Origin of the sequence: Kosakonia sp. LAM2021, assembly GCF_016620385.1 — a bacterium.
Lineage (GTDB): Bacteria > Pseudomonadota > Gammaproteobacteria > Enterobacterales > Enterobacteriaceae > Kosakonia > Kosakonia sacchari.
In genome coordinates this window covers 281,957-303,314 of record NZ_JAENHT010000005.1, presented here as the reverse complement: position 1 = coordinate 303,314, position 21,358 = coordinate 281,957, and the positions used below count along the sequence as shown (strand labels likewise).

General features: G+C 56.1%; 20 protein-coding genes. 14 read left to right on the top strand and 6 right to left on the bottom strand.

What is annotated here, in order from left to right; translation table 11 throughout:
- Positions 1-257 precede the first annotated feature (257 nt).
- The 5 genes from arcA to JKP81_RS13735 all read left to right on the top strand — a co-directional run bounded on the left by arcA (position 258) and on the right by JKP81_RS13735 (position 5,458).
- Positions 258-1,478, top strand: a complete 1,221-nt coding sequence (arcA, locus tag JKP81_RS13755) for an arginine deiminase (RefSeq protein ID WP_200552175.1) — start codon at positions 258-260, stop codon at positions 1,476-1,478.
- Between the two features lie 10 nt (positions 1,479-1,488).
- Positions 1,489-2,400 carry a carbamate kinase gene (arcC, locus tag JKP81_RS13750; protein ID WP_200552174.1) on the top strand — a complete coding sequence of 304 codons (912 nt, stop codon included), beginning with the start codon at positions 1,489-1,491 and terminating at the stop codon, positions 2,398-2,400.
- A gap of 18 nt (positions 2,401-2,418) precedes the next feature.
- The gene (gene argF / locus JKP81_RS13745; protein ID WP_200552173.1) at positions 2,419-3,423 is read left to right on the top strand and encodes an ornithine carbamoyltransferase; all 1,005 of its coding nucleotides are present in this window, start codon (positions 2,419-2,421) and stop codon (positions 3,421-3,423) included.
- Between the two features lie 47 nt (positions 3,424-3,470).
- The gene (locus tag JKP81_RS13740; protein ID WP_200552172.1) at positions 3,471-4,874 is read left to right on the top strand and encodes a YfcC family protein; all 1,404 of its coding nucleotides are present in this window, start codon (positions 3,471-3,473) and stop codon (positions 4,872-4,874) included.
- Between the two features lie 104 nt (positions 4,875-4,978).
- Entirely contained in the window at positions 4,979-5,458 is a 480-nt protein-coding gene (locus tag JKP81_RS13735; RefSeq protein ID WP_200552171.1) for an arginine repressor, read from the top strand.
- Between the two features lie 3 nt (positions 5,459-5,461).
- Here the strand turns inward: JKP81_RS13735 and JKP81_RS13730 are convergent, their stop codons facing one another.
- A complete protein-coding gene (locus tag JKP81_RS13730) occupies positions 5,462-5,578 on the bottom strand; it encodes a hypothetical protein (RefSeq protein ID WP_086872930.1) in 117 nt (38 codons plus the stop codon).
- On the opposite strand from JKP81_RS13730, the gene JKP81_RS13725 reads away from it, so the two are divergent.
- The 4 genes from JKP81_RS13725 (at position 5,558) to ridA (ending at position 7,567) form a co-directional block, all read left to right on the top strand.
- Positions 5,558-5,704 carry a pyrBI operon leader peptide gene (locus JKP81_RS13725; protein ID WP_020456307.1) on the top strand — a complete coding sequence of 49 codons (147 nt, stop codon included), beginning with the start codon at positions 5,558-5,560 and terminating at the stop codon, positions 5,702-5,704. The two genes, JKP81_RS13730 and JKP81_RS13725, sit on opposite strands and share 21 nt — an antisense overlap.
- The gene (pyrB, locus tag JKP81_RS13720; RefSeq protein ID WP_065369960.1) at positions 5,697-6,632 is read left to right on the top strand and encodes an aspartate carbamoyltransferase; all 936 of its coding nucleotides are present in this window, start codon (positions 5,697-5,699) and stop codon (positions 6,630-6,632) included. The genes JKP81_RS13725 and pyrB overlap by 8 nt, the downstream gene beginning before the upstream one ends.
- 12 nt (positions 6,633-6,644) lie before the next feature.
- Positions 6,645-7,106, top strand: coding sequence for an aspartate carbamoyltransferase regulatory subunit (gene pyrI, locus JKP81_RS13715; RefSeq protein WP_017459088.1), 462 nt, complete (start codon positions 6,645-6,647; stop codon positions 7,104-7,106).
- Between the two features lie 74 nt (positions 7,107-7,180).
- Positions 7,181-7,567 (top strand): 2-iminobutanoate/2-iminopropanoate deaminase, encoded by a 387-nt coding sequence (ridA, locus tag JKP81_RS13710; protein ID WP_017459089.1) that lies wholly within the window; start codon positions 7,181-7,183, stop codon positions 7,565-7,567.
- Between the two features lie 187 nt (positions 7,568-7,754).
- Here ridA and JKP81_RS13705 read toward each other — a convergent pair whose 3' ends face one another.
- The 3 genes from JKP81_RS13705 to mgtL form a co-directional block, all read right to left on the bottom strand.
- Positions 7,755-10,139, bottom strand: coding sequence for a beta-N-acetylhexosaminidase (locus tag JKP81_RS13705; protein WP_200552170.1), 2,385 nt, complete (start codon positions 10,137-10,139; stop codon positions 7,755-7,757).
- Between the two features lie 157 nt (positions 10,140-10,296).
- Entirely contained in the window at positions 10,297-13,005 is a 2,709-nt protein-coding gene (gene mgtA, locus JKP81_RS13700; protein WP_200552169.1) for a magnesium-translocating P-type ATPase, read from the bottom strand.
- 140 nt (positions 13,006-13,145) lie between these two features.
- Complete coding sequence (mgtL, locus tag JKP81_RS23760) at positions 13,146-13,196, bottom strand: mgtA regulatory leader peptide MgtL (RefSeq protein ID WP_370568881.1); 51 nt, start codon at positions 13,194-13,196, stop codon at positions 13,146-13,148.
- A 195-nt stretch (positions 13,197-13,391) separates the two neighbouring features.
- Between mgtL and treR the strand changes: the two genes are divergently transcribed.
- From treR to nrdG, 5 genes are all read left to right on the top strand, one after another.
- Positions 13,392-14,339 carry a trehalose operon repressor TreR gene (gene treR, locus JKP81_RS13690; protein ID WP_017459093.1) on the top strand — a complete coding sequence of 316 codons (948 nt, stop codon included), beginning with the start codon at positions 13,392-13,394 and terminating at the stop codon, positions 14,337-14,339.
- 127 nt (positions 14,340-14,466) lie between these two features.
- Complete coding sequence (gene treB / locus JKP81_RS13685; protein ID WP_200552168.1) at positions 14,467-15,885, top strand: PTS trehalose transporter subunit IIBC; 1,419 nt, start codon at positions 14,467-14,469, stop codon at positions 15,883-15,885.
- Between the two features lie 45 nt (positions 15,886-15,930).
- Positions 15,931-17,586, top strand: coding sequence for an alpha,alpha-phosphotrehalase (treC, locus tag JKP81_RS13680; RefSeq protein ID WP_200552167.1), 1,656 nt, complete (start codon positions 15,931-15,933; stop codon positions 17,584-17,586).
- Positions 17,587-17,970: 384 nt separating this feature from the next.
- Positions 17,971-20,106 carry an anaerobic ribonucleoside-triphosphate reductase gene (gene nrdD, locus JKP81_RS13675; RefSeq protein ID WP_065369955.1) on the top strand — a complete coding sequence of 712 codons (2,136 nt, stop codon included), beginning with the start codon at positions 17,971-17,973 and terminating at the stop codon, positions 20,104-20,106.
- A 261-nt stretch (positions 20,107-20,367) separates the two neighbouring features.
- Positions 20,368-20,832, top strand: coding sequence for an anaerobic ribonucleoside-triphosphate reductase-activating protein (nrdG, locus tag JKP81_RS13670; protein ID WP_200552166.1), 465 nt, complete (start codon positions 20,368-20,370; stop codon positions 20,830-20,832).
- A gap of 5 nt (positions 20,833-20,837) precedes the next feature.
- Here nrdG and JKP81_RS13665 read toward each other — a convergent pair whose 3' ends face one another.
- Together JKP81_RS13665 and JKP81_RS13660 are read right to left on the bottom strand one after the other, a co-directional pair.
- Positions 20,838-21,122: a type II toxin-antitoxin system RelE/ParE family toxin gene (locus tag JKP81_RS13665; RefSeq protein ID WP_200552165.1), complete on the bottom strand. Its 285-nt coding sequence runs from the start codon at positions 21,120-21,122 to the stop codon at positions 20,838-20,840.
- Positions 21,112-21,354 (bottom strand): type II toxin-antitoxin system RelB/DinJ family antitoxin, encoded by a 243-nt coding sequence (locus JKP81_RS13660; protein WP_200552164.1) that lies wholly within the window; start codon positions 21,352-21,354, stop codon positions 21,112-21,114. The genes JKP81_RS13665 and JKP81_RS13660 overlap by 11 nt, the downstream gene beginning before the upstream one ends.
- Positions 21,355-21,358: the final 4 nt, after the last annotated feature.

Below are 21,358 nucleotides of genomic sequence, written 5' to 3'. Positions count from 1 at the left end.
TAACAACCATGAATAAGTTCAGCCGTTAATGCGTAAGCATTCATCCTGATAATTAGGCTAATTCTCTATTCTCTGATGCGAATCATGCAATTGAACGGCGGCTATTTAATTAGCCATTCGACGTGAGCACAATCACACTATTAATTCTTACGGCTTCTACTATGAGCCATGAAATTAATCGTTATTAACGCACAATGAAATTAATTACATTTCATTGCCGCCCCCTTTTTATTCTGAAAAAAGTTAAAGGAATAATTATGGAAAAGCACTACGTCGGTTCTGAAATAGGTCAATTGCGTAGCGTTATGCTGCACCGCCCCAATTTAAGCCTGAAACGGTTAACACCGTCGAATTGTCAGGAGCTGTTATTCGATGACGTGTTATCGGTCGAGCGTGCCGGGGAAGAGCATGACACCTTCGCAAACACACTGCGCGAGCAGGGTGTGGAAGTCCTGCTGTTGACCGACCTTCTGACACAAACGCTTGATATTGCAGAAGCAAAAGCCTGGCTGCTGGAAATGCAGATCTCCGATTATCGCCTTGGCCCCACCTTCGCCGCAGATGTGCGCAGCTGGCTGGCGGATATGCCGCACCGCGAACTGGCGCGGCGGCTTAGCGGTGGATTAACCTACGGCGAGATCCCGGCATTTATTAAAAATATGGTGGTCGACACTCACACGGCGAATGATTTTATTATGAAGCCGTTGCCCAACCATTTATTTACCCGTGATACGTCGTGCTGGATTTATAACGGCGTGTCGATTAATCCGATGGCCAAACCGGCCCGCCAGCGGGAAACGAATAATCTACGCGCTATATATCGCTGGCACCCCGCATTCGCCGATGGCAATTTTATTAAATACTTTGGCGACGAAAATATTAATTACGATCACGCCACGCTTGAGGGCGGCGATGTATTAGTCATCGGTCGCGGTGCGGTATTAATTGGTCTCTCTGAACGCACCACACCGCAGGGCGTGGAATTTCTTGCCAATAGCCTGTTCAAACACCGCCAGGCCGAGCGCGTTATCGCCGTTGAATTGCCAAAACACCGCTCCTGTATGCACCTCGACACGGTGATGACCCATATCGATATCCACACCTTCTCCGTTTACCCCGAAGTGGTGCGCAAAGACGCCCAGTGCTGGACGCTCACCCCGGACGGGCGCGGCGGCCTGCAACGCACGCAGGAAAGTGACCTGCTGCACGCCATCGAAAAAGCGCTGGGTATTGACCAGGTACGGCTTATCACGACCGGCGGCGACGCCTTTGAAGCCGAACGCGAACAGTGGAATGACGCCAACAACGTCCTCACGCTGCGCCCCGGCGTGGTCGTTGGCTACGAGCGCAATATCTGGACCAACGAAAAATATGACAAAGCCGGGATCACCGTGCTGCCGATCCCCGGTGATGAGCTGGGACGCGGGCGCGGCGGTGCGCGCTGCATGAGCTGCCCACTGGAACGCGACGGCATTTAAAGGAGGCATCATGGAAAGAAAACCTACGCTGGTTGTCGCGCTGGGCGGCAACGCGCTGCTAAAACGCGGCGAACCGCTGGAAGCCAATATCCAGCGCCAGAACATTGATCTTGCCGCACGCACTATCGCCGGGCTGACCGCGCAATGGCGCGTGGTACTGGTCCACGGCAACGGGCCGCAGGTCGGCCTGCTGGCGCTGCAAAACAGCGCTTACGACAAAGTTACCCCCTACCCGCTCGATATTCTCGGCGCGGAAAGCCAGGGGATGATTGGCTACATGCTGCAACAATCGCTGAAAAATAACCTGCCGCAGCGCGAAGTGAGCGTACTGCTCACCCAGGTGGAAGTGGACGCCAGTGACCCGGCGTTCAGCAACCCGAGCAAATACATCGGCCCGGTCTACAGCGAGGCGCAAGCCCAAACGCTGCAGCAGGAGAAAGGCTGGGTATTTAAGGCCGATGGCCGCTATTTCCGCCGCGTTGTGCCCTCCCCACAACCTAAACGCATTGTTGAAAGCGACGCCATTAGCGCGCTGATCAACCGCGATCACCTGGTGATTTGCAACGGCGGCGGCGGCGTGCCGGTGGTGGAAAACGCCAACGGTTACCACGGTATCGAAGCGGTGATCGACAAAGATCTCTCAGCGGCGCTGCTGGCACGGCAAATCGAAGCCGACGCCTTGCTGATCCTTACCGACGCCGACGCGGTGTATCTCGACTGGGGCAAACCCACGCAGCGCCCGCTGGCGCAAGTCACCCCGGACATGCTGCAAGGCATGCAGTTCGACGCCGGCTCGATGGGGCCGAAGGTCGCCGCCTGCCGCCAGTTTGTCGAGCAGTGTCACGGCATCGCGGGTGTCGGCGCGCTGGCGGATGGCCCAGCCATCCTCGCCGGGGACAAAGGCACATTGATTCGTTACTGATTTAAAAAAGGAAATCTCATGAGCATCAACCTGAAAAACCGCAACTTTCTCAAACTGCTCGACTACACGCCAGCGGAGATCCAGTACCTGATCGATCTGGCTATCCAGCTAAAAGCAGACAAAAAAGCAGGACGCGAGAAGAAAACGCTGGTCGGCAAAAACATCGCGCTGATTTTTGAAAAAACCTCCACCCGCACCCGCTGCGCGTTTGAAGTCGGCGCGTTCGATCAGGGCGCGCAGGTCACTTATCTCGGCCCAAGCGGTTCACAGATTGGCCACAAAGAGTCGATGAAAGATACCGCCCGCGTGCTGGGACGCATGTATGACGGCATCGAATATCGCGGTTACGGCCAGCAGATTGTGGAAGAACTGGGTCAATACGCAGGTGTGCCGGTGTGGAACGGGCTGACCAACGAATTTCACCCGACACAGATCCTCGCCGATCTGATGACCATGCTGGAGCACGCGCCGGGCAAACGTCTGCCGGATCTGCGCTTTGCCTACCTTGGCGATGCGCGCAACAACATGGGCAACTCGCTGATGGTCGGCGCGGCGAAGATGGGCATGGATATCCGCCTGGTGGCCCCAAAATCCTTCTGGCCGGAGGCCGCGTTGGTGGAACAGTGTCGCGCCATCGCGCGTGAAACCGGCGCGCGCATCATGCTCACCGAGGATGTGGAAGAAGGCGTGCAGGGTGTTGATTTCCTCTACACAGATGTGTGGGTGTCGATGGGCGAGCCAAAAGAAGCGTGGTCCGAGCGCGTCAGCCTGATGAAACCCTACCAGGTAAACGGTGCGGTGGTGAAAGCCACCGGTAATCCGCAGGTGAAATTTATGCACTGCCTGCCCGCGTTTCATAACGAACACACCAAAGTGGGCGGCGAGATAGAAATGGCGTATGGCCTGAAAGGGCTGGAAGTCACCGAAGAGGTTTTCGAATCGCCTAACTCTATCGTTTTTGATGAAGCAGAAAACCGGATGCACACCATCAAAGCGGTGATGGTGGCAACCCTCGGCGACTAACCACTCCCCCGGCGCGCCGCGGGTGCGCCGGGGTTAAGGAGCACATCATGGGCAAGTTCAAGTTCCCTTCCGCTTACACCATTCTCTTTTTGTTGATTGCCATTGTCGCCGCGCTCAGTTGGGTGATCCCCGCCGGGCAATACCAGATGGCAATGAACCCAGCCCTCGGTAAAGAAGTACCGATTGCCGGTACTTATGCGCATGTCGCCGCGCATCCTCAAGGGTTAATCGCCGTGATCATGGCGCCAATAAGCGGTCTTTACGATCCCGATACCGGCCAGGCGGGCGCAATCGATGTGGCACTGTTTATTCTGATCATCGGCGGATTTCTGGGCATCGTCACCAAAACGGGCGCGATTGACGCCGGGATCGAGCGCGTCACCACCCGCTTGCGTGGTCGTGAAGAGTGGATGATCCCGATCCTGATGGCGCTGTTCGCCGCAGGCGGCACCATCTACGGTATGGCCGAAGAGTCGCTGCCGTTTTATACGCTGCTGGTTCCCGTGATGCTCGCCGCCCGTTTTGATCCGGTTGTCGCCGCCTCCACCGTGCTGCTCGGCGCGGGGATCGGCACGCTGGGATCGACCATCAACCCGTTCGCCACAGTGATCGCCGCTAATGCCGCCGGGATCCCGTTCACCCACGGCATCCTGCTGCGTGTTGCGCTGCTGGTGATTGGCTGGGTGATTTGCGTTGCGTGGGTGATGCGCTACGCCCGCAACGTGCGCGCCAACCCGGCGCTGTCGATCGTCGCCGACAAACAGGAAGAGGATCGCGCGTTTTTCCTCGGCAACAAATCGCCGGAGATGCTCGAATTCACCCCGGTGCGCAAACTGATCCTGCTTATTTTCGCGCTGGCCTTTGTGGTGATGATCTACGGCGTGGCGGTGCTCGGCTGGTGGATGGCGCAGATCTCGGCGGTGTTTCTGGCAAGCGCCATCATCGTGGGTTTGATCGCCCGCATGAGCGAAGAGGAGTTGACCTCAACATTTATCAACGGCGCGCGAGATCTGCTGGGCGTAGCGCTGATTATCGGCATTGCCCGCGGTATCGTAGTGATCATGGATAAAGGTATGATTACTCATACTATTTTGCACAGTGCCGAAGGCATGGTCAGCGGGTTATCCACCGTCGCGTTTATCAACGTTATGTACTGGCTGGAAGTGGTGCTGTCGTTCCTCGTGCCCTCGTCCTCTGGACTTGCGGTGCTGACGATGCCGATTATGGCGCCGCTGGCCGATTTCGCTAACGTCAACCGCGATCTGGTCGTTACTGCTTACCAATCGGCGTCCGGCATCGTCAACCTGGTGACGCCGACGTCGGCAGTAGTGATGGGTGGGCTGGCTATCGCCCATGTTCCCTATGTGCGCTACCTGAAATGGGTCGCGCCATTGTTGGCGATACTGACGGTGGTGATCATGGCGGCACTCAGCCTTGGCGCTCTGCTGTAGCGCGCCGGGTGGCGCTTTGCTTACCCGGTCTGTGGATAATATACAGGCCCGGTAAGCATGGCGTTGCCGGGCATTTTGTTTCGGCAACCAATACGGGAAAAGAGATGATGGAATATGGAGATTATTCACCGAAAGAGCAGCTACAACTGGCGGTCTGCCAGCGCCTGATTAGCGAAAAAAGTTATCTTTCACAGGAAGAGATCCGCCGCGATTTGCAGCGCCACGGCTTCGACAGTATCAGCCAGTCCACCGTTTCTCGCCTGTTGACACTGCTCGGTGTCATCAAAATTCGCAACGCCAAAGGACAAAAAATTTATTCGCTGAATCCGCAGTTGCGCCCGGTGCCGGATGCCGCCCGCTCCATCTCCGAAATGGTGGTTAGCGTTGAGCATAATAGCGAATTTATCCTTATTCATACCGTGGCGGGATATGGTCGCGCAGTGGCACGCATCCTGGATTATCACCAGTTGCCGGAGATCCTCGGCGTGGTGGCAGGAAGCAGTATCGTCTGGGTCGCGCCAAGAATCGTGAAGCATACGGCGCTGGTGCATAAGCAAATTAATTATTTACTTAGAACGCATTAATATTCAAAGAGAACCGTTTGCATTGCGTAAAATGTGCATCAATCGCTTGATCCGCGAAAACAGCTGCGTATAATCCGGGACAATTTGCCGGGAGGAAGCATGAATCAGTGTGTACGACAAACTGTCTTACCGCGTCTGAAAAAAGGCGCTGGCCTGCCGTTTTCCTTCCCGTTGATCACCGAATTCCACAGCCCCTCTATTGAGGGGCTTTTTTTTGCGCAGTCGTCAGGAGATAACCATGGCTAACCCGCTATATCAGAAACATATCATTTCCATAAACGATCTCAGCCGCGAAGAACTCGAACTGGTGCTACACACCGCCGCACGACTGAAGGCCAACCCGCAGCCGGAGTTGCTCAAGCATAAAGTGATCGCCAGTTGCTTCTTTGAAGCCTCCACCCGCACGCGTTTATCGTTTGAAACCTCCATGCACCGCCTTGGCGCGAGCGTGGTCGGTTTCTCCGACAGCAGCAATACGTCGCTGGGTAAAAAAGGCGAAACGCTGGCCGACACTATTTCGGTGATCAGCACCTATGTGGACGCCATTGTGATGCGCCATCCGCAGGAGGGCGCGGCGCGTCTGGCAACCGAGTTTTCCGGCGGCATTCCGGTGCTCAACGCCGGTGACGGAGCTAACCAGCATCCAACGCAAACGCTGCTCGATCTGTTCACGATTCAGGAAACACAAGGCCGCCTTGAGAACCTCAATATCGCGATGGTCGGCGACCTGAAATATGGCCGCACCGTGCATTCGCTGGCGCAGGCGCTGGCGAAATTCAGCGGCAACCGTTTCTACTTTATCGCCCCGGACGCGCTGGCAATGCCGCAGTACATTCTCGATATGCTGGACGAAAAAGGCATGGCCTGGAGCGTACACGCCAGCATCGAAGAGGTGATGGCCGAGGTGGATATTCTCTATATGACGCGCGTGCAGAAAGAGCGTCTGGACCCGTCGGAATATGCCAACGTCAAAGCCCAGTTTGTCCTGCGCGCCAGCGACTTAACCAACGCGCGCAGCAATATGAAGGTGCTGCACCCGCTGCCGCGCGTGGATGAAATTACTACCGACGTAGATAAAACGCCGCACGCCTGGTATTTCCAGCAGGCCGGTAACGGTATTTTCGCGCGCCAGGCTCTGCTGGCGCTGGTTCTCAATCGCGACTTGGCGCTGTAAGGAGAAACGACAATGACACACGATAACAAACTGCAGGTCGAAGCCATCAAACGCGGCACCGTGATTGACCACATCCCTGCGCGCGTCGGGTTTAAACTGCTGACGCTGTTTAAGCTGACGGAAACCGATCAGCGCATCACCATCGGCCTGAATCTGCCGTCCGGCGAGATGGGGCGCAAAGATTTGATCAAGATCGAGAACACGTTTCTTACCGACGAGCAGGTAAACCAACTGGCGCTGTACGCGCCGCAGGCCACCGTTAACCGCATTGATGAGTATGAAGTGGTGGGCAAATCGCGCCCGAGCCTGCCGGAGCGCATTACTGGCGTGCTGGTGTGCCCGAACAGCAACTGCATCAGCCATGCGGAGCCAGTTGCCTCCAGCTTTGCGGTGAAAAAACGCGAAAGCGACATCGCGCTGAAGTGCAAATATTGTGAGAAAGAGTTCTCGCACCATGTGGTGCTGGCCAACTAATTGCGGTTGGTATTGCGTTTTTCCCTCCCTATAATGGGGCGGAACCTCAATACCGCTGTCATTCAGGAGTTATTATGACCAAAGTTATCGCCACGGAAAACGCGCCAGCAGCGATTGGCCCTTATGTTCAAGCTGTTGATCTTGGCAACATGATCCTGACCTCGGGTCAGATCCCGGTTGATCCGAAAACCGGTAGCGTACCGGAAGATGTGGCGGCGCAAGCGCGTCAGTCGCTGGACAACGTGAAAGCGATTGTTGAAGCGGCGGGTCTGAAAGTGGGCGACATCGTGAAAACCACCGTTTTCGTGAAAGATCTCAACGATTTCGCTACCGTTAACGCCACCTATGAAGCCTTTTTCAACGAACATAACGCCAGCTTCCCGGCGCGTTCCTGCGTGGAAGTCGCGCGTCTGCCGAAAGACGTGAAAATCGAGATTGAAGCCATCGCCGTTCGCCGTTAATGGCGGCGAAGCGAGAGATAAAAGGCAGCTTACGCTGCCTTTTTTATTGCCAAATTAAAACGCGACCGGTTTTGGCTCTACCCGCTTACCTTTGAATTTAAATCTCACAGGTTGCCAGTGATTTCTTTCGAAGAAATGGGTACACCCTTCCAGGGAATCAATTTATGTACGCTTATCACCCAAACGTTCACCGGTTGCGCGTAGCGCGCAGCAGTTTTTCCAGCGGATAGACCGCCGCTATCACCACTTCGTCCTGAGTCTGCGCCGCGCTATCCAGCTCCTGTTGAATAGACGCTATTTCGCCATCATCCAGCGTCCCCTGACGCGCCACCAAATCCGTCAGGCGCAGCCCAATGGTAGCGAGCTTATCCACCTGCAAAATCACCGGGCGCATCGCTTTTAGCTGATAGTTGCTGTCGCTGAGCGCCAGCGCGTCGCTGGTGTTACCCTGCCAGCGGCTAAAGAGATGGCGCAGCGCCACGGCGCTGGTGCCGTCTTCCGCATCGCTCACCAGTCTGTCGACCCACTGGTTCATCTGGCGAACGGTACTGCTCTCCGGTGCCAGCGCATCGGCAAAGCGGTTCAGCGGCTCAAACTGATGATAGTTACCAGCCTGGAATTTCAGATGCTGGCGCGTGTAGTAGTGTGCCGGTTCGACAGCCTGGGCGAGGATCTGCAGCGGCAAGGTATCGGCGCTGTTCGCAAGGCGCGTGAACTGCACCAGCTGCTGGTTGTGCTGTTGCAGGCCGACCGATACTGTCGACCAGTTGTCCATTGCCTGCAAACGGCTGTACATGCTGTCGGTGTCGTTCACATCCTGCGCCGACCATAAACGTTCCGCCACGGCAAACGCGCGCGGCCACAGTTTAATATCCAGCACCGGCGCGACCACATTTTCCGCCCACAGCGCGGCTTCGCCCCCCAGTAAATTCGCCTGCTGGCTGGCGTCCGGTATGGCGGGCGCAACCCCTTTCGGCACCTCGTTTAGCCTTGCGCCGGTAACCGGATAACGTGCGTTACCCAACAGGAAGTAACCACCGAGTTTATCGTCGGTGAGAGTGATGACCGGGCGGGTTTCGCCCATCCACGTATCGACGACAAAACTCACCTGGCGATCGCTGCGCCAGTCGATATGCTGCACGGCGCGGCGGGATTTGTCTTTGAAATCAATAAATCCGCGCCATCCACTTTCGCCTTTCACCAGCGTAAATGTCCCTTCCACCGGGCTGCCTTTCAGGCGCGGCATCGAAAACGACCAGCTTTGCGCGCTGTCGTTATCGGCAATCACATCCACGCCATTTAAGTCCTGCGGCACAATCTCATTGCGATAGTGATAGGCGGTGTACTGCGGCTGATCGAGGTAAAAACCGGTAGAGAGAATGCCTTTGTAACCCTGCTTTGCCACCTCGCCCAGCGCGTCCTGCCCCTGCCAGGACTGGATAACAATGCTTTTGGGCAGATCCGGGTGGAAGATCTCATCCCAGCCCACCATCTGGCGCTGATGTTTTTCGAGGATCGCCTCCAGTTTGCGGTTGAAATAGGCCTGCAACGCGTGGCTGTCGGCCAGTTTGTTGTCGCGCATAAATTGCTGGATAGCCGGGTTGTTTTTCCACTGCGTATCGTCCACCTCATCGCCGCCAATGTGCAGATAGGCATCCGGGAAGATCGCCGCCAGTTCGCTGACCATCGCCTCCGCAAAGGTATAAGTCGCCGCTTTTGTTGGATCCAACACCGGTTTCAGTACGCCCCAGTGGCGCTCCATCTGATACGGCCCCGGCGCGCTCATCAGTTCCGGGTAGGCGACGGCAATCGCCGACGCGTGTCCCGGCATGTCGATTTCCGGCACCACGCGAATGCCGCGCGCCGTGGCGTAGCGCACCACATCGCGCATTTGTTCTTCGCTGTAAAAGAGACCATCGCTGGCAAGCTGCGTCAGTTTGGGGTAGCGCTTCGAGCTAAAACGCCAGCCCTGGTCGTCGGTTAAATGCCAGTGCAGCACGTTCAGTTTCGCAGCCGCCATGCCGTCGATCTGCCGTTTGATGTCCTCGACCGGCACAAAATGACGGGCGGAATCGAGTAGCAAACCGCGCCATGGGAAGCGCGGCGAATCGTCAATGGTCACCCACGGCAAGGTGGTATTTTCCGTGCCGTTTTGTATCAGCTGGAGCAAGGTTTCCATGGCGCGCAGTGCGCCAAAGCGGGTATTTGCGGCGATCTGCACGCCATTCGCATCGATGGTCAGTGTGTAGTGCTCATCGCTATCCAGCTTCGGCAGCGGCGCCACTTTTTTGGCGATAGTTATCGAAATGGTGGGATGTTGCGGTTTTTCGGCCTGCGGTTGTAGCGTCCAGCCGGTTTGCCGGGCGATGCGCTGGCGCAATCGCGTAACGGCGTCGCCCAGATCGTCACCGCTGACACTGACAGAGAGCGTGTCCGTCAGGACCAGCGAGCCCTGCGTTGCCGGACGTTCAACCTTAGCCGGCCACGGCATCAGCGGCAAGTCGCCCGCGGGGGCAGCAAAAGCGGAAGAACCGAGCAGCAACCCGGCAGTTAACAGGCTGTAACGCAACATAAATGTTCCTTCAGACGACGTCAGGCGAGGGAAAACATTTTGTTAACATGCGCCCTCAGGAGCGTCAAGCGCGCCGGGCGATGGGGATCACAGCTTGCGGGAATTGAGAGAAATACCCGGCCTGAGCACTCAGCACAAGCCGGGTTCAATTGCATATTTACTGCCAGCCGTAGCGGCGGCTGTAGAATCCTTTCATCCACTGCGTGAGCGTCATGTAACCTGCGAGGATCGCCACCAGCCACGGAAAATAGGCCAACGGCAGCGCCTGCAATTGCAGGTATTGCGCCAGCGGCGAGAACGGCAGCGCGATGCCGACGCAAATCACCATCAGCGTCATCGCCACCAGCGGCCAGGCGGCGCGGCTCTGGATAAAAGGCACGCGGCGGGTGCGGATCATATGCACAATCAGTGTTTGCGACAGCAAACCAACCACAAACCAGCCGGACTGGAACAGGGTTTGCGCTTCCGGCACGTTGGCTTTAAACACCCACCACATCACGCAAAACGTCACGATGTCGAAGATCGAACTGATCGGACCGAAGAAGATCATAAAACGGCCCAGATCCGCCGGATTCCAGCGCTGCGGTTTGGCGATCTGCTCGTCATCGACGTTATCAAACGGGATCGCCACCTGCGAGACGTCATAGACCAGGTTCTGGATCAGCAAGTGCAGCGGCAACATTGGCAAAAACGGCAGAAACGCGCTCGCCACCAGCACGCTGAAGACGTTACCGAAGTTGGAGCTGGCAGTGATTTTGATGTATTTCAGCATGTTGGCAAAAGTACGGCGCCCTTCAATCACCCCCTCTTCCAGCACCATCAGGCTCTTTTCCAGCAAAATAATATCGGCCGCTTCGCGGGCGATATCCACCGCGCCATCGACGGAAATACCAATGTCCGCAGCGCGCAGCGCCGGGGCGTCGTTTATGCCATCGCCCATAAAACCGACCACGTGCCCTTCGCGTTTCAGCAAACGGACAATGCGCTCTTTATGCATCGGCGTCAGGCGGGCGAACAGCGTGATGTGCTTCGCCATTTGCGCCAGTTCATCATCGCTCATGTGCTCAATTTCGCTCCCCGTCAGCGCATCGCCCACTTCCAGCCCCACTTCGTGGCACACTTTCGCCGCCACCAGCTCGCTGTCGCCGGTGAGGATTTTGACGGTGATACCGCTGGCTTTCAGCGCTTTCAACGCCGGTGCTGTTGTCTCTTTCGGCGGGTCGAGGAAGGCGATGTAGCCTTCGAGGATCAGATCCGATTCATCAATACGCTGGTAGTCACCGCTACGCGCTGGCAGATATTTGGTGGCAACCGCAACCACGCGCAGCCCCTGACGGTTCAGTGTGCTGGTCACGCGCTCAATGCGGCGCAGCATGGTGTCATCCAGCGGGAAGATTTCGCCGTTGAAACGTACCTGCGAGCAGACGCTGAGGATCTCCGTTAACGCGCCTTTGCAAATCAGTTGATGAACATCCGCCTGCTGCGCCACCACTACCGACATGCGACGGCGTTCGAAATCAAAGGGGATCTCATCCACTTTACGCCAGCTCGCCGCCAGCGTTTGCGCCGCTTCCGCGTCCACACCTTCCAGCACGGCGGTATCCAGCAGGTTTTTCAGCCCGGTCTGGTAGTGGCTGTTCAGCCAGGCGCTGTGCAGCACCAGTTCGCTGACTTTACCGCTGATATCCGTATGATTTTCCAGCACAATTTTGTCTTGCGTCAGGGTGCCGGTTTTATCGGTACAGAGGATATCCATCGCGCCAAAGTTCTGGATGGCGTCCAGATGCTTGACGATCACTTTCTGTTTCGACAGTTTCACCGCACCGCGCGCCAGCGTGGAGGTGACAATCATCGGCAACATTTCCGGCGTCAACCCCACGGCAACCGACAGCGCAAACAGCGCCGCTTCCCACCAGTCGCCTTTGGTAAAGCCGTTGATCAGCAGCACAATCGGCGTCATCACCAGCATAAAGCGGATCAACAACATGCTGACGCGGCTGATGCCTTTCTGAAAGGCGTTCTGCTCGGTTTCTTGCTCACTGACACGCCCGGCCAGTTGGCCAAACCAGGTATTGCCGCCGGTGGCGATGACCATCGTCTGCGCCGTGCCGGTCACCACATTGGTGCCCATAAAGCACAGCGTATCGGCTTCCAGCGGGTTGCGCTGCGCGGCCTGGCGCGTGGCCGCCACTTTCTCTACCGGCAAGGATTCGCCGGTCAGCGAAGCCTGGGCGACAAACAGATCCCGTGCCTGCAACACGCGCAGATCCGCCGGGATCATATCGCCTGCGGCCAGCTTGACGATATCGCCCGGCACCAGTTGGTCGATAGGCAATTCGCACCAGCCATTTTCACCCTTCTCATTCACCACGCGCAGCACCGTCGCGGTGTTGCTGACCATTGCTTTCAGCGCATCGGCCGCTTTGGTAGAACGCGCCTCTTGCAGGAAGTTGAGCAGTGTAGAAATCGCCACCATCAGCGCAATCACACAGGCGGCGAACAGATCTTCCGAGGCATAGGAAATAATGCCTAAGCAGGTCAGCAGCAGGTTAAACGGGTTGCGATAGCACACCCACAGATGCACCCACCAGGGGGCGGGTTTCTGCGCCGGAATCAGGTTTTCGCCGTGGATTTCCCGCGCCAGTTCCACTTCCTGCGAGTTCAGCCCTTCCGGGTGGCTGGCAAAGGTTTGCCAGAGCTTATCGTGTTCCATCGCAGCAATTTGCAGGCAGCGTTCGCCCATCGAGGCGGGGATAGTGCCCTGCGCAACATGTTGTACGCCGGGAAGCGGATCGCGCTGCACCAGACGACGCGGTAAATGGCGGTTGAGGCGAGCGAAAAGCTGCCGGGTAATGTTTTTCAGCATGATAGTGTCCTTGCCCCCGCGTCACGCGGGTGCGCTTGACAACTGGCGTAACAAAGCCGCGCCAGTTGGCGTTTTTTAATCGGGCAGGGACGAAAACGACGTCGCTGCCTTACGCATCCGGTAAGGCAGCAACAGCAGGCTTACCGGAGAAAGTATCTCCGTCGCGGGAGAGGGGTGGGATCGGGATCCATCTGGCCTCCGGTAAGGTGTGAAGGGCGAATCATAACGTAGCGGTATCATAGCTCCGCTGAATTAAACCAAACGTATACACGCCATCAATCGGTAGCACAAAGTGCATAAACCAGACTTTGCTCATTGCTGGCGCTTGGAAGGGATGCAAAACTCCTTTATCCTGCAACCCGCCCCCATCAGGAAAGGATTGAAGTATGCAAAACCGGCTGACAATCAAAGACATCGCACGCTTAAGCGGCGTGGGCAAATCCACTGTTTCCCGTGTGCTGAATAACGAAAGCGGCGTAAGCCAGCGCACACGCGAACGGGTGGAAGCGGTGGTCAATCAGCACGGTTTTTCCCCTTCCCGCTCCGCGCGCGCCATGCGTGGACAGAGCGATAAAGTGGTGGCGATTATTGTTTCGCGTCTGGATTCGCTCTCGGAAAACCTTGCCGTACAGACCATGCTTCCGGCGTTTTACGAACAGGGGTATGACCCGATTATGATGGAAAGCCAGTTTTCGCCGCAGTTAGTCGAAGAGCATTTGCAGATGCTGAGCCACCGTAATATTGATGGCGTGGTGCTGTTTGGCTTTACCGGCGTCACCGAAAGCCTGCTCACGGCCTGGCAGTCGTCGCTGGTGCTGCTGGCGCGCGACGCCAGTGGTTTCGCCTCGGTCTGTTACGACGATGACGGCGCAATCCAGCTGTTAATGGAAAATCTTTATGCCCGTGGGCATCGCCATATCAGTTTTATTGGCGTACCGCACAGCGATGCCACCACCGGCAAACGCCGCCACGACGCGTATATGGCGTTTTGTCAAAAACACCAGCTCGAACCCACGTTCGCCTTACCGGGCCTTGCCATGAAGCAGGGTTATGAACATGTCGCCAACGTTTTAACCCCTGACACCACCGCGCTGCTCTGCGCGACCGATACGCTGGCGCTCGGTGCCAGTAAATATTTGCAGGAACAGCGCATTGATAATCTTCAACTGGCCAGCGTCGGCAACACGCCGCTGATGAAGTTTCTGCACCCGGAAATTGTCACCGTTGATCCGGGTTACGCCGAAGCGGGTCGCCAGGCCGCCGCGCAATTAATAGAACAGGTAAATGGCCGCGCCACGCCTCGCCAAATCGTGATCCCTGCCCGCCTCGTTTAAGCCGCTTTATCGTTTATTGTGATCCTCGCCAAGTTTCGGGAACGTTCCCATTTTTAATTTTTTTGCCTGCGGTTACGCTTTGCCTCGGTCAAGTTACGCATCATTTCTCCCCCCGAGAGGCACCAGGATGAGCAAAGTAAATCCATCAGATATTGAACGACTTATTGCCCTGGTTGGCGGGCGCGAAAACATCGCGACTGTCAGTCACTGTATTACCCGTTTGCGTTTTGTATTAAACAACCCGGCCGCCGCCGCCCCAAAAGCGATTGATCAGCTACCGATGGTCAAAGGCTGTTTCACCAACGCCGGGCAGTTCCAGGTGGTGATTGGCACCAACGTCGGCGACTACTATCAGGCGCTGCGCGCCGCCACCGGTCTGGCCCATGCTGATAAAGAGCAGGCCAAACAGGCAGCGCGACAAAATATGAAATGGCATGAGCGCTTAATCTCCCATTTCGCGGAAATCTTCTTCCCGCTACTGCCCGCGCTGATTAGCGGCGGTTTGATCCTCGGTTTTCGCAACATTGTCGGCGATGTCCCGATGAGCAACGGCCAGACGCTGGTGCAGATATTTCCGTCATTGAAAACCGTGTATGACTTTCTCTGGCTGATTGGTGAAGCGGTCTTCTTCTATTTGCCGGTCGGCGTTTGCTGGTCTGCGGTGCGCAAAATGGGCGGGACGCCAATCCTCGGTATCATCCTCGGCGTGACGCTGGTTTCGCCACAGTTGATGAATGCGTATTTACTGGGTTCGCAAGTGCCGGAAGTGTGGAACTTTGGTTTGTTCAGCATCGCGAAAGTGGGCTATCAGGCGCAGGTGATCCCGGCGCTGCTGGCGGGGCTGGCGCTCGGCATTATTGAAACGCGGCTCAAAAAGCTGGTGCCGGATTCCCTCTATCTGGTGATTGTCCCGGTGTGCTCGCTGATCCTGGCGGTGTTCCTGGCGCATGCGTTAATCGGCCCGTTCGGTCGCATGATTGGTGACGGCGTGGCGTGGGCGGTTCGCCATCTGATGACAGGCAGTTTCGCCCCGATTGGCGCGACACTGTTTGGTTTCCTTTATGCGCCGCTGGTGATTACCGGTGTGCATCAGACCACGCTGGCTATCGACATGCAGATGATTCAGAACATGGGCGGGACACCGGTGTGGCCGCTGATTGCGCTATCAAATGTTGCGCAGGCCTCGGCGGTGGTGGGCATCATTATCTCCAGCCGTAAAGAGAATGAGCGTGAAATCTCGGTTCCGGCAGCTATCTCCGCGTTTCTCGGCGTCACCGAACCCGCCATGTACGGCATCAACCTGAAATACCGCTTCCCGATGCTGTGCGCGATGATCGGCTCCGGACTTGCCGGGTTGCTGTGCGGTCTTAACGGTGTGCTGGCGAACGGGATTGGCGTGGCGGGTCTGCCGGGTTTTCTCTCGATTCAACCCGCTTTCTGGCAGGTCTTCGCACTGGCTACAGCGGTGGCGGTTGTCATCCCGCTGGTGCTGACCTCCTTTGTTTATCAGCGTAAATTCCGTCACGGCACATTGCAGATTGTGTAATTTTTGGGGCGCGTTTGCGCCCCTTCGTTTTCGCAGGAAATCATGATGAATACCCTTCCCCACTGGTGGCAAAACGGCGTTATCTACCAGATTTACCCAAAAAGTTTTCAGGACACGACCGGTACTGGCACCGGCGATTTACGCGGCGTGATTACGCGCCTCGACTACTTACAAACCCTCGGCGTCGATGCCATCTGGCTGACGCCATTTTATATCTCCCCGCAGGTGGATAACGGCTACGACGTGGCGAATTACACCGCCATCGATCCGCTTTACGGCACACTGGCAGACTTTGATGAACTGGTCGCTCAGGCGCACCAGCGCGGTATCCGCCTGGTGCTGGATATGGTGTTCAACCACACCTCGACCCAGCATGCCTGGTTCCAGGCGTCGCAGGATCCGGCCAGCCCATACCGTTCTTTCTATATCTGGCGCGACGGTGAACCAGAAACGCCGCCGAATAACTGGCGATCGAAATTCGGCGGCAGCGCATGGCGCTGGCACAGCCAGAGCGGTCAGTACTATTTACATCTGTTCGCGCCGGAGCAGGCCGATCTCAACTGGGAAAACCCGGCGGTACGCGACGAGCTGAAAAAAGTCTGCACCTTCTGGGCCGATCGCGGTGTCGACGGTTTGCGTCTCGATGTGGTGAATTTAATCTCCAAACAGCAGGATTTCCCCGACGATCACAGCGGCGACGGGCGACGTTTTTATACCGATGGCCCACGCGCCCATGAGTTTTTGCAGGAGATGAGCCGTGAGGTTTTTCGCCCGCGCGAGCTGATGACGGTTGGTGAGATGTCATCCACCACGCTGGAACATTGCCAGCGCTACGGCGCACTCGACGGCAGCGAGCTGTCGATGACGTTTAACTTCCACCATCTGAAAGTCGACTACCCTGACGGCGAAAAATGGTCGCTGGCGAAACCGGATTTTGTGGCATTGAAATCGCTGTTCCGCCACTGGCAGCAAGGAATGCACAACGTAGCGTGGAATGCGCTGTTCTGGTGTAACCACGATCAACCGCGCATTGTGTCGCGCTTTGGCGATGAGGGTGCGTTGCGCGTGCCTGCTGCCAAAATGCTGGCGCTGGTGCTGCACGGCATGCAGGGCACGCCGTACATTTATCAGGGCGAAGAGATCGGTATGACCAACCCGCATTTTGTGCGCATTACCGATTATCGCGATGTGGAAAGCCAGAATATGTTTGCCGAACTGCGTGCAGCCGGGCGCGAGCCTGAAGAGTTGCTGGCGATCCTCGCCAGTAAATCGCGCGATAACAGCCGCACGCCGATGCAGTGGACCGCGCGCAAAAACGCCGGTTTCACCACCGCCGATCCGTGGATTGGGCTGTGCGATAACTATCGGGAAATCAATGTCGAAAACGCGGTCAACGATCGCGATTCGGTGTTCTATACCTATCAGTCGTTGATTCGCCTGCGGAAAAACTTGCCGATACTCACCTGGGGCGATTATCAGGATCTGCTCCCCACTCACCCGCACTTATGGTGTTACCGCCGTCAGTGGCAGGGAGAAACGTTGTTGGTTATCGCCAACCTCAGCAATCAATTCCAGCCGTGGCGGCCAGAAACCTTGCCGGGAGACTGGCAGGTTATCATCAGCAACTATGCGGAAATTTCCCCTGTTCCAGGTGAAATGACCCTGCGACCGTTCGAAGCCGTTTGGTGGCATCAAAAATAAGCGTTTTTCACTTCCCTGGCGCAAAAAAACAGCAGGCATAAACCTGCTGTTTTTGTTGAATTTTTAGTCAAAATGAGAAAGGCTAAATTTACATTTCCTCTGAGTGCCCGTCCTCTGCGCTATCCGGTTTTTACTTTGTCCTGAGTCAATAAAAACGCAAACATGTTTGATGCAAATCACTATATATAGAAATTAGAATGCACCCCGGCCCTATATGTTGTATTAATCGACTACTATTCGAACAAGCTGACCACCGCGAAAGCGATACACGCTGTGGATAACACGGGCCTGGATGGGACGAACTTATTGGTTTTAGTAATGAATAACCAGCCAGTCTGCGCGTCCTCCTATTGTGGATAACCTGTTTTCTAAAATGGAGTGATCATGACACCGCATGTGATGAAACGAGATGGCTGTAAAGTGCCTTTCAACTCAGAGCGCATACAAGAAGCAATTTTGCGTGCAGCTAAAGCAGCGGGAGTCGATGACGCAGACTATTGCGCCACCGTCGCAGAGGTAATTAGTCGTCAGATGCAGGGCCGATCGCAGGTCGATATTAGCGAAATCCAGACTGCCGTCGAAAACCAGTTAATGTCCGGGCCGCACAAACAACTGGCGCGCGCCTACATTGAGTATCGCCACGATCGCGATATCGCCCGAGAAAAACGTGGCCGTCTGAACCAGGATATTCGCGGTCTTGTTGAGCAAACCAACTCGGCGTTGCTCAATGAGAACGCCAACAAAGACAGTAAAGTGATCCCGACCCAGCGCGATCTGCTGGCGGGCATTGTCGCCAAACACTACGCTCGCCAGCATTTGCTGCCGCGCGATGTGGTACTGGCGCACGAACGCGGTGAGATCCACTACCACGATCTCGACTATTCCCCGTTCTTCCCGATGTTCAACTGTATGCTGATCGATCTGAAAGGCATGCTGACCCACGGCTTTAAAATGGGCAACGCGGAGATTGAACCGCCAAAATCGATCTCCACCGCCACGGCGGTTACCGCGCAGATCATCGCTCAGGTCGCCAGCCACATTTATGGCGGCACCACCATTAACCGGATCGATGAAGTGCTGGCACCGTTCGTCAGCGCCAGCTTCGAAAAACACCGCAAAGTCGCCACCGAGTGGAACATTCCGGATGCCGACGGCTATGCGCGCAGCCGCACCGAGAAAGAGTGTTACGACGCGTTCCAGTCGCTGGAATATGAAGTTAACACCCTGCACACCGCGAACGGCCAGACACCGTTTGTCACCTTCGGTTTCGGGCTGGGTACCAGCTGGGAATCCCGCCTGATCCAGCAGTCGATCCTGCGTAACCGCATTGCGGGTCTGGGTAAAAACCGTAAAACCGCCGTGTTCCCGAAACTGGTGTTCGCTATTCGCGACGGCCTGAATCACAAGTTCGACGATCCGAACTACGACATCAAACAGCTGGCGCTGGAGTGCGCGAGCAAGCGCATGTATCCGGATATCCTCAATTACGATCAGGTCGTGAAAGTGACCGGCTCGTTTAAAACGCCGATGGGCTGCCGCAGCTTCCTTGGCGTGTATGAAGAGAACGGCGAACAAATACACGACGGGCGCAACAACCTCGGCGTCATCAGCCTTAACCTGCCGCGCATCGCGCTGGAAGCGAAAGGTGATGAAGCGGCGTTCTGGAAACTGCTCGACAGCCGCCTGCAACTGGCGAAAAAAGCGTTGATGACCCGTATCGCGCGCCTCGAAGGGGTGAAAGCCCGCGTTGCGCCAATCCTCTATATGGAAGGGGCTTGCGGGGTGCGCCTGAAAGCGGACGACGATATTGCGCCCATCTTTAAAAACGGTCGCGCCTCGATTTCGCTGGGTTATATCGGCATTCACGAAACGATCAACGCGCTGTCTGGCAATAAACATATCTACGACAGCGAAGCACTGCGCGCCAAAGGCGTGGCGATTGTTGAACGTCTGCGCCAGGCGGTTGATCAGTGGAAAGAGGAGACCGGCTACGGTTTTAGCCTTTACAGCACACCGAGCGAAAACCTGTGCGACCGCTTCTGCCGTATCGATACCGCTGATTTCGGCGTCGTGGAAGGGGTAACCGATAAAGGTTACTACACCAACAGCTTCCACCTTGATGTCGAGAAAAAGGTGAATCCGTACGACAAAATCGATTTCGAAGCGCCGTACCCGCCGTTAGCCAGCGGTGGCTTTATCTGCTACGGCGAGTACCCGAACATTCAGCACAACCTGCGCGCACTGGAAGATGTCTGGGATTACAGCTACCAGCATGTGCCGTATTACGGTACCAACACGCCAATTGATGAGTGTTACGAGTGCGGTTTTACCGGCGAGTTCGAATGCACCAGTAAAGGCTTTACCTGCCCGAAATGCGGTAACCACGACGCCTCCCGTGTCTCCGTTACCCGCCGCGTTTGCGGCTACCTCGGTAGCCCGGATGCACGTCCGTTCAACGCTGGCAAGCAAGAAGAAGTGAAACGCCGCGTGAAACACCTCGGCAACGGGCAAATCGGTTAACGTCTCTGTCGCCCGGTAAATGGCGTTTACCCGCGCCGGGCACATGGTCAGTGACGTCACCGTACCTGATTGCCCGATGGCGCTACGCTTATCGGGCCTACGTTTTCTGCCGCTACAATTTCTGTCTGATACGTTTCCTCTAAGCAGTTGACGTTGTAGCAAGGCGGCAAATGAGTAAATCCCGGGGAGCTTACATAAGTAAGTGCCCCGGGTGCGCGAGAGTAGCCAACGCAGCTACAGCGCCAAATGCGACGAGGAAACATGAATTACCACCAATACTACCCAGTCGACATCGTCAACGGCCCCGGCACGCGCTGCACGCTGTTTGTCTCCGGCTGCGTACATGAATGCCCTGGCTGCTACAACAAAAGCACCTGGCGGCTGAATTCCGGCGTGCCGTTTACCGCAGAAATGGAAGATCGGATCATTGCCGATCTCAACGATACGCGCATCAAACGCCAGGGGATTTCGCTCTCCGGCGGCGATCCGCTGCACCCGCAAAACGTGCCGGATATTTTAAAGCTGGTGACCCGCATCCGCGTCGAGTGCCCCGGTAAAGATATCTGGGTGTGGACCGGTTACAAAATGGACGAACTGAACGCCGCGCAGCGGGAGGTGGTCGGGTTGATCAACGTGCTGATCGACGGCAAATTCGTTCAGGATCTGAAAGACCCGATGCTTATCTGGCGCGGCAGCAGCAACCAGGTGGTGCATCACTTGCGTTGACCACACTAGAGCCGCTTACTGGCATCTTGATAAGCGGCTGCTTTTTCGCGTTTACCGATAGACACAACGAATACCGTCACCACATGGTCTCTGACCTGATAGACCAACCGGTAGCCTGATGATCGTAATTTGATCTTGTAGCAATCCGGAAATTGATGCAGTCGGGCCTTTTCAATTCTTGGTTGAATCAGCACATCTGCCAGTTTCTTTTTGAACTGTGTTTTTACCGTGGCACCGAGTTTTTTCCATTCGTTGTATGCGCGGGGATCAAACACCAGCTCATAATTCATCCAGATTAACCTTGATGCCTTTTTGCGGGTTCGCCAGCCGCTCCCGGACAATCTCCAGCAACGCCGATTCGTCCTCGCTCACCGTCACTGTTTTGATCGGCATACGCCCGTTTTCAGCGACATATTGAAACAGTAAGCGAACGGCTTCGGTTGGGGTGATATTGATTTTTTCCAGCACGCGCCAGGCCTCTTCTTTGAGTTTGTCATCCAGTCGAACATTTAACGTCGCCATTATG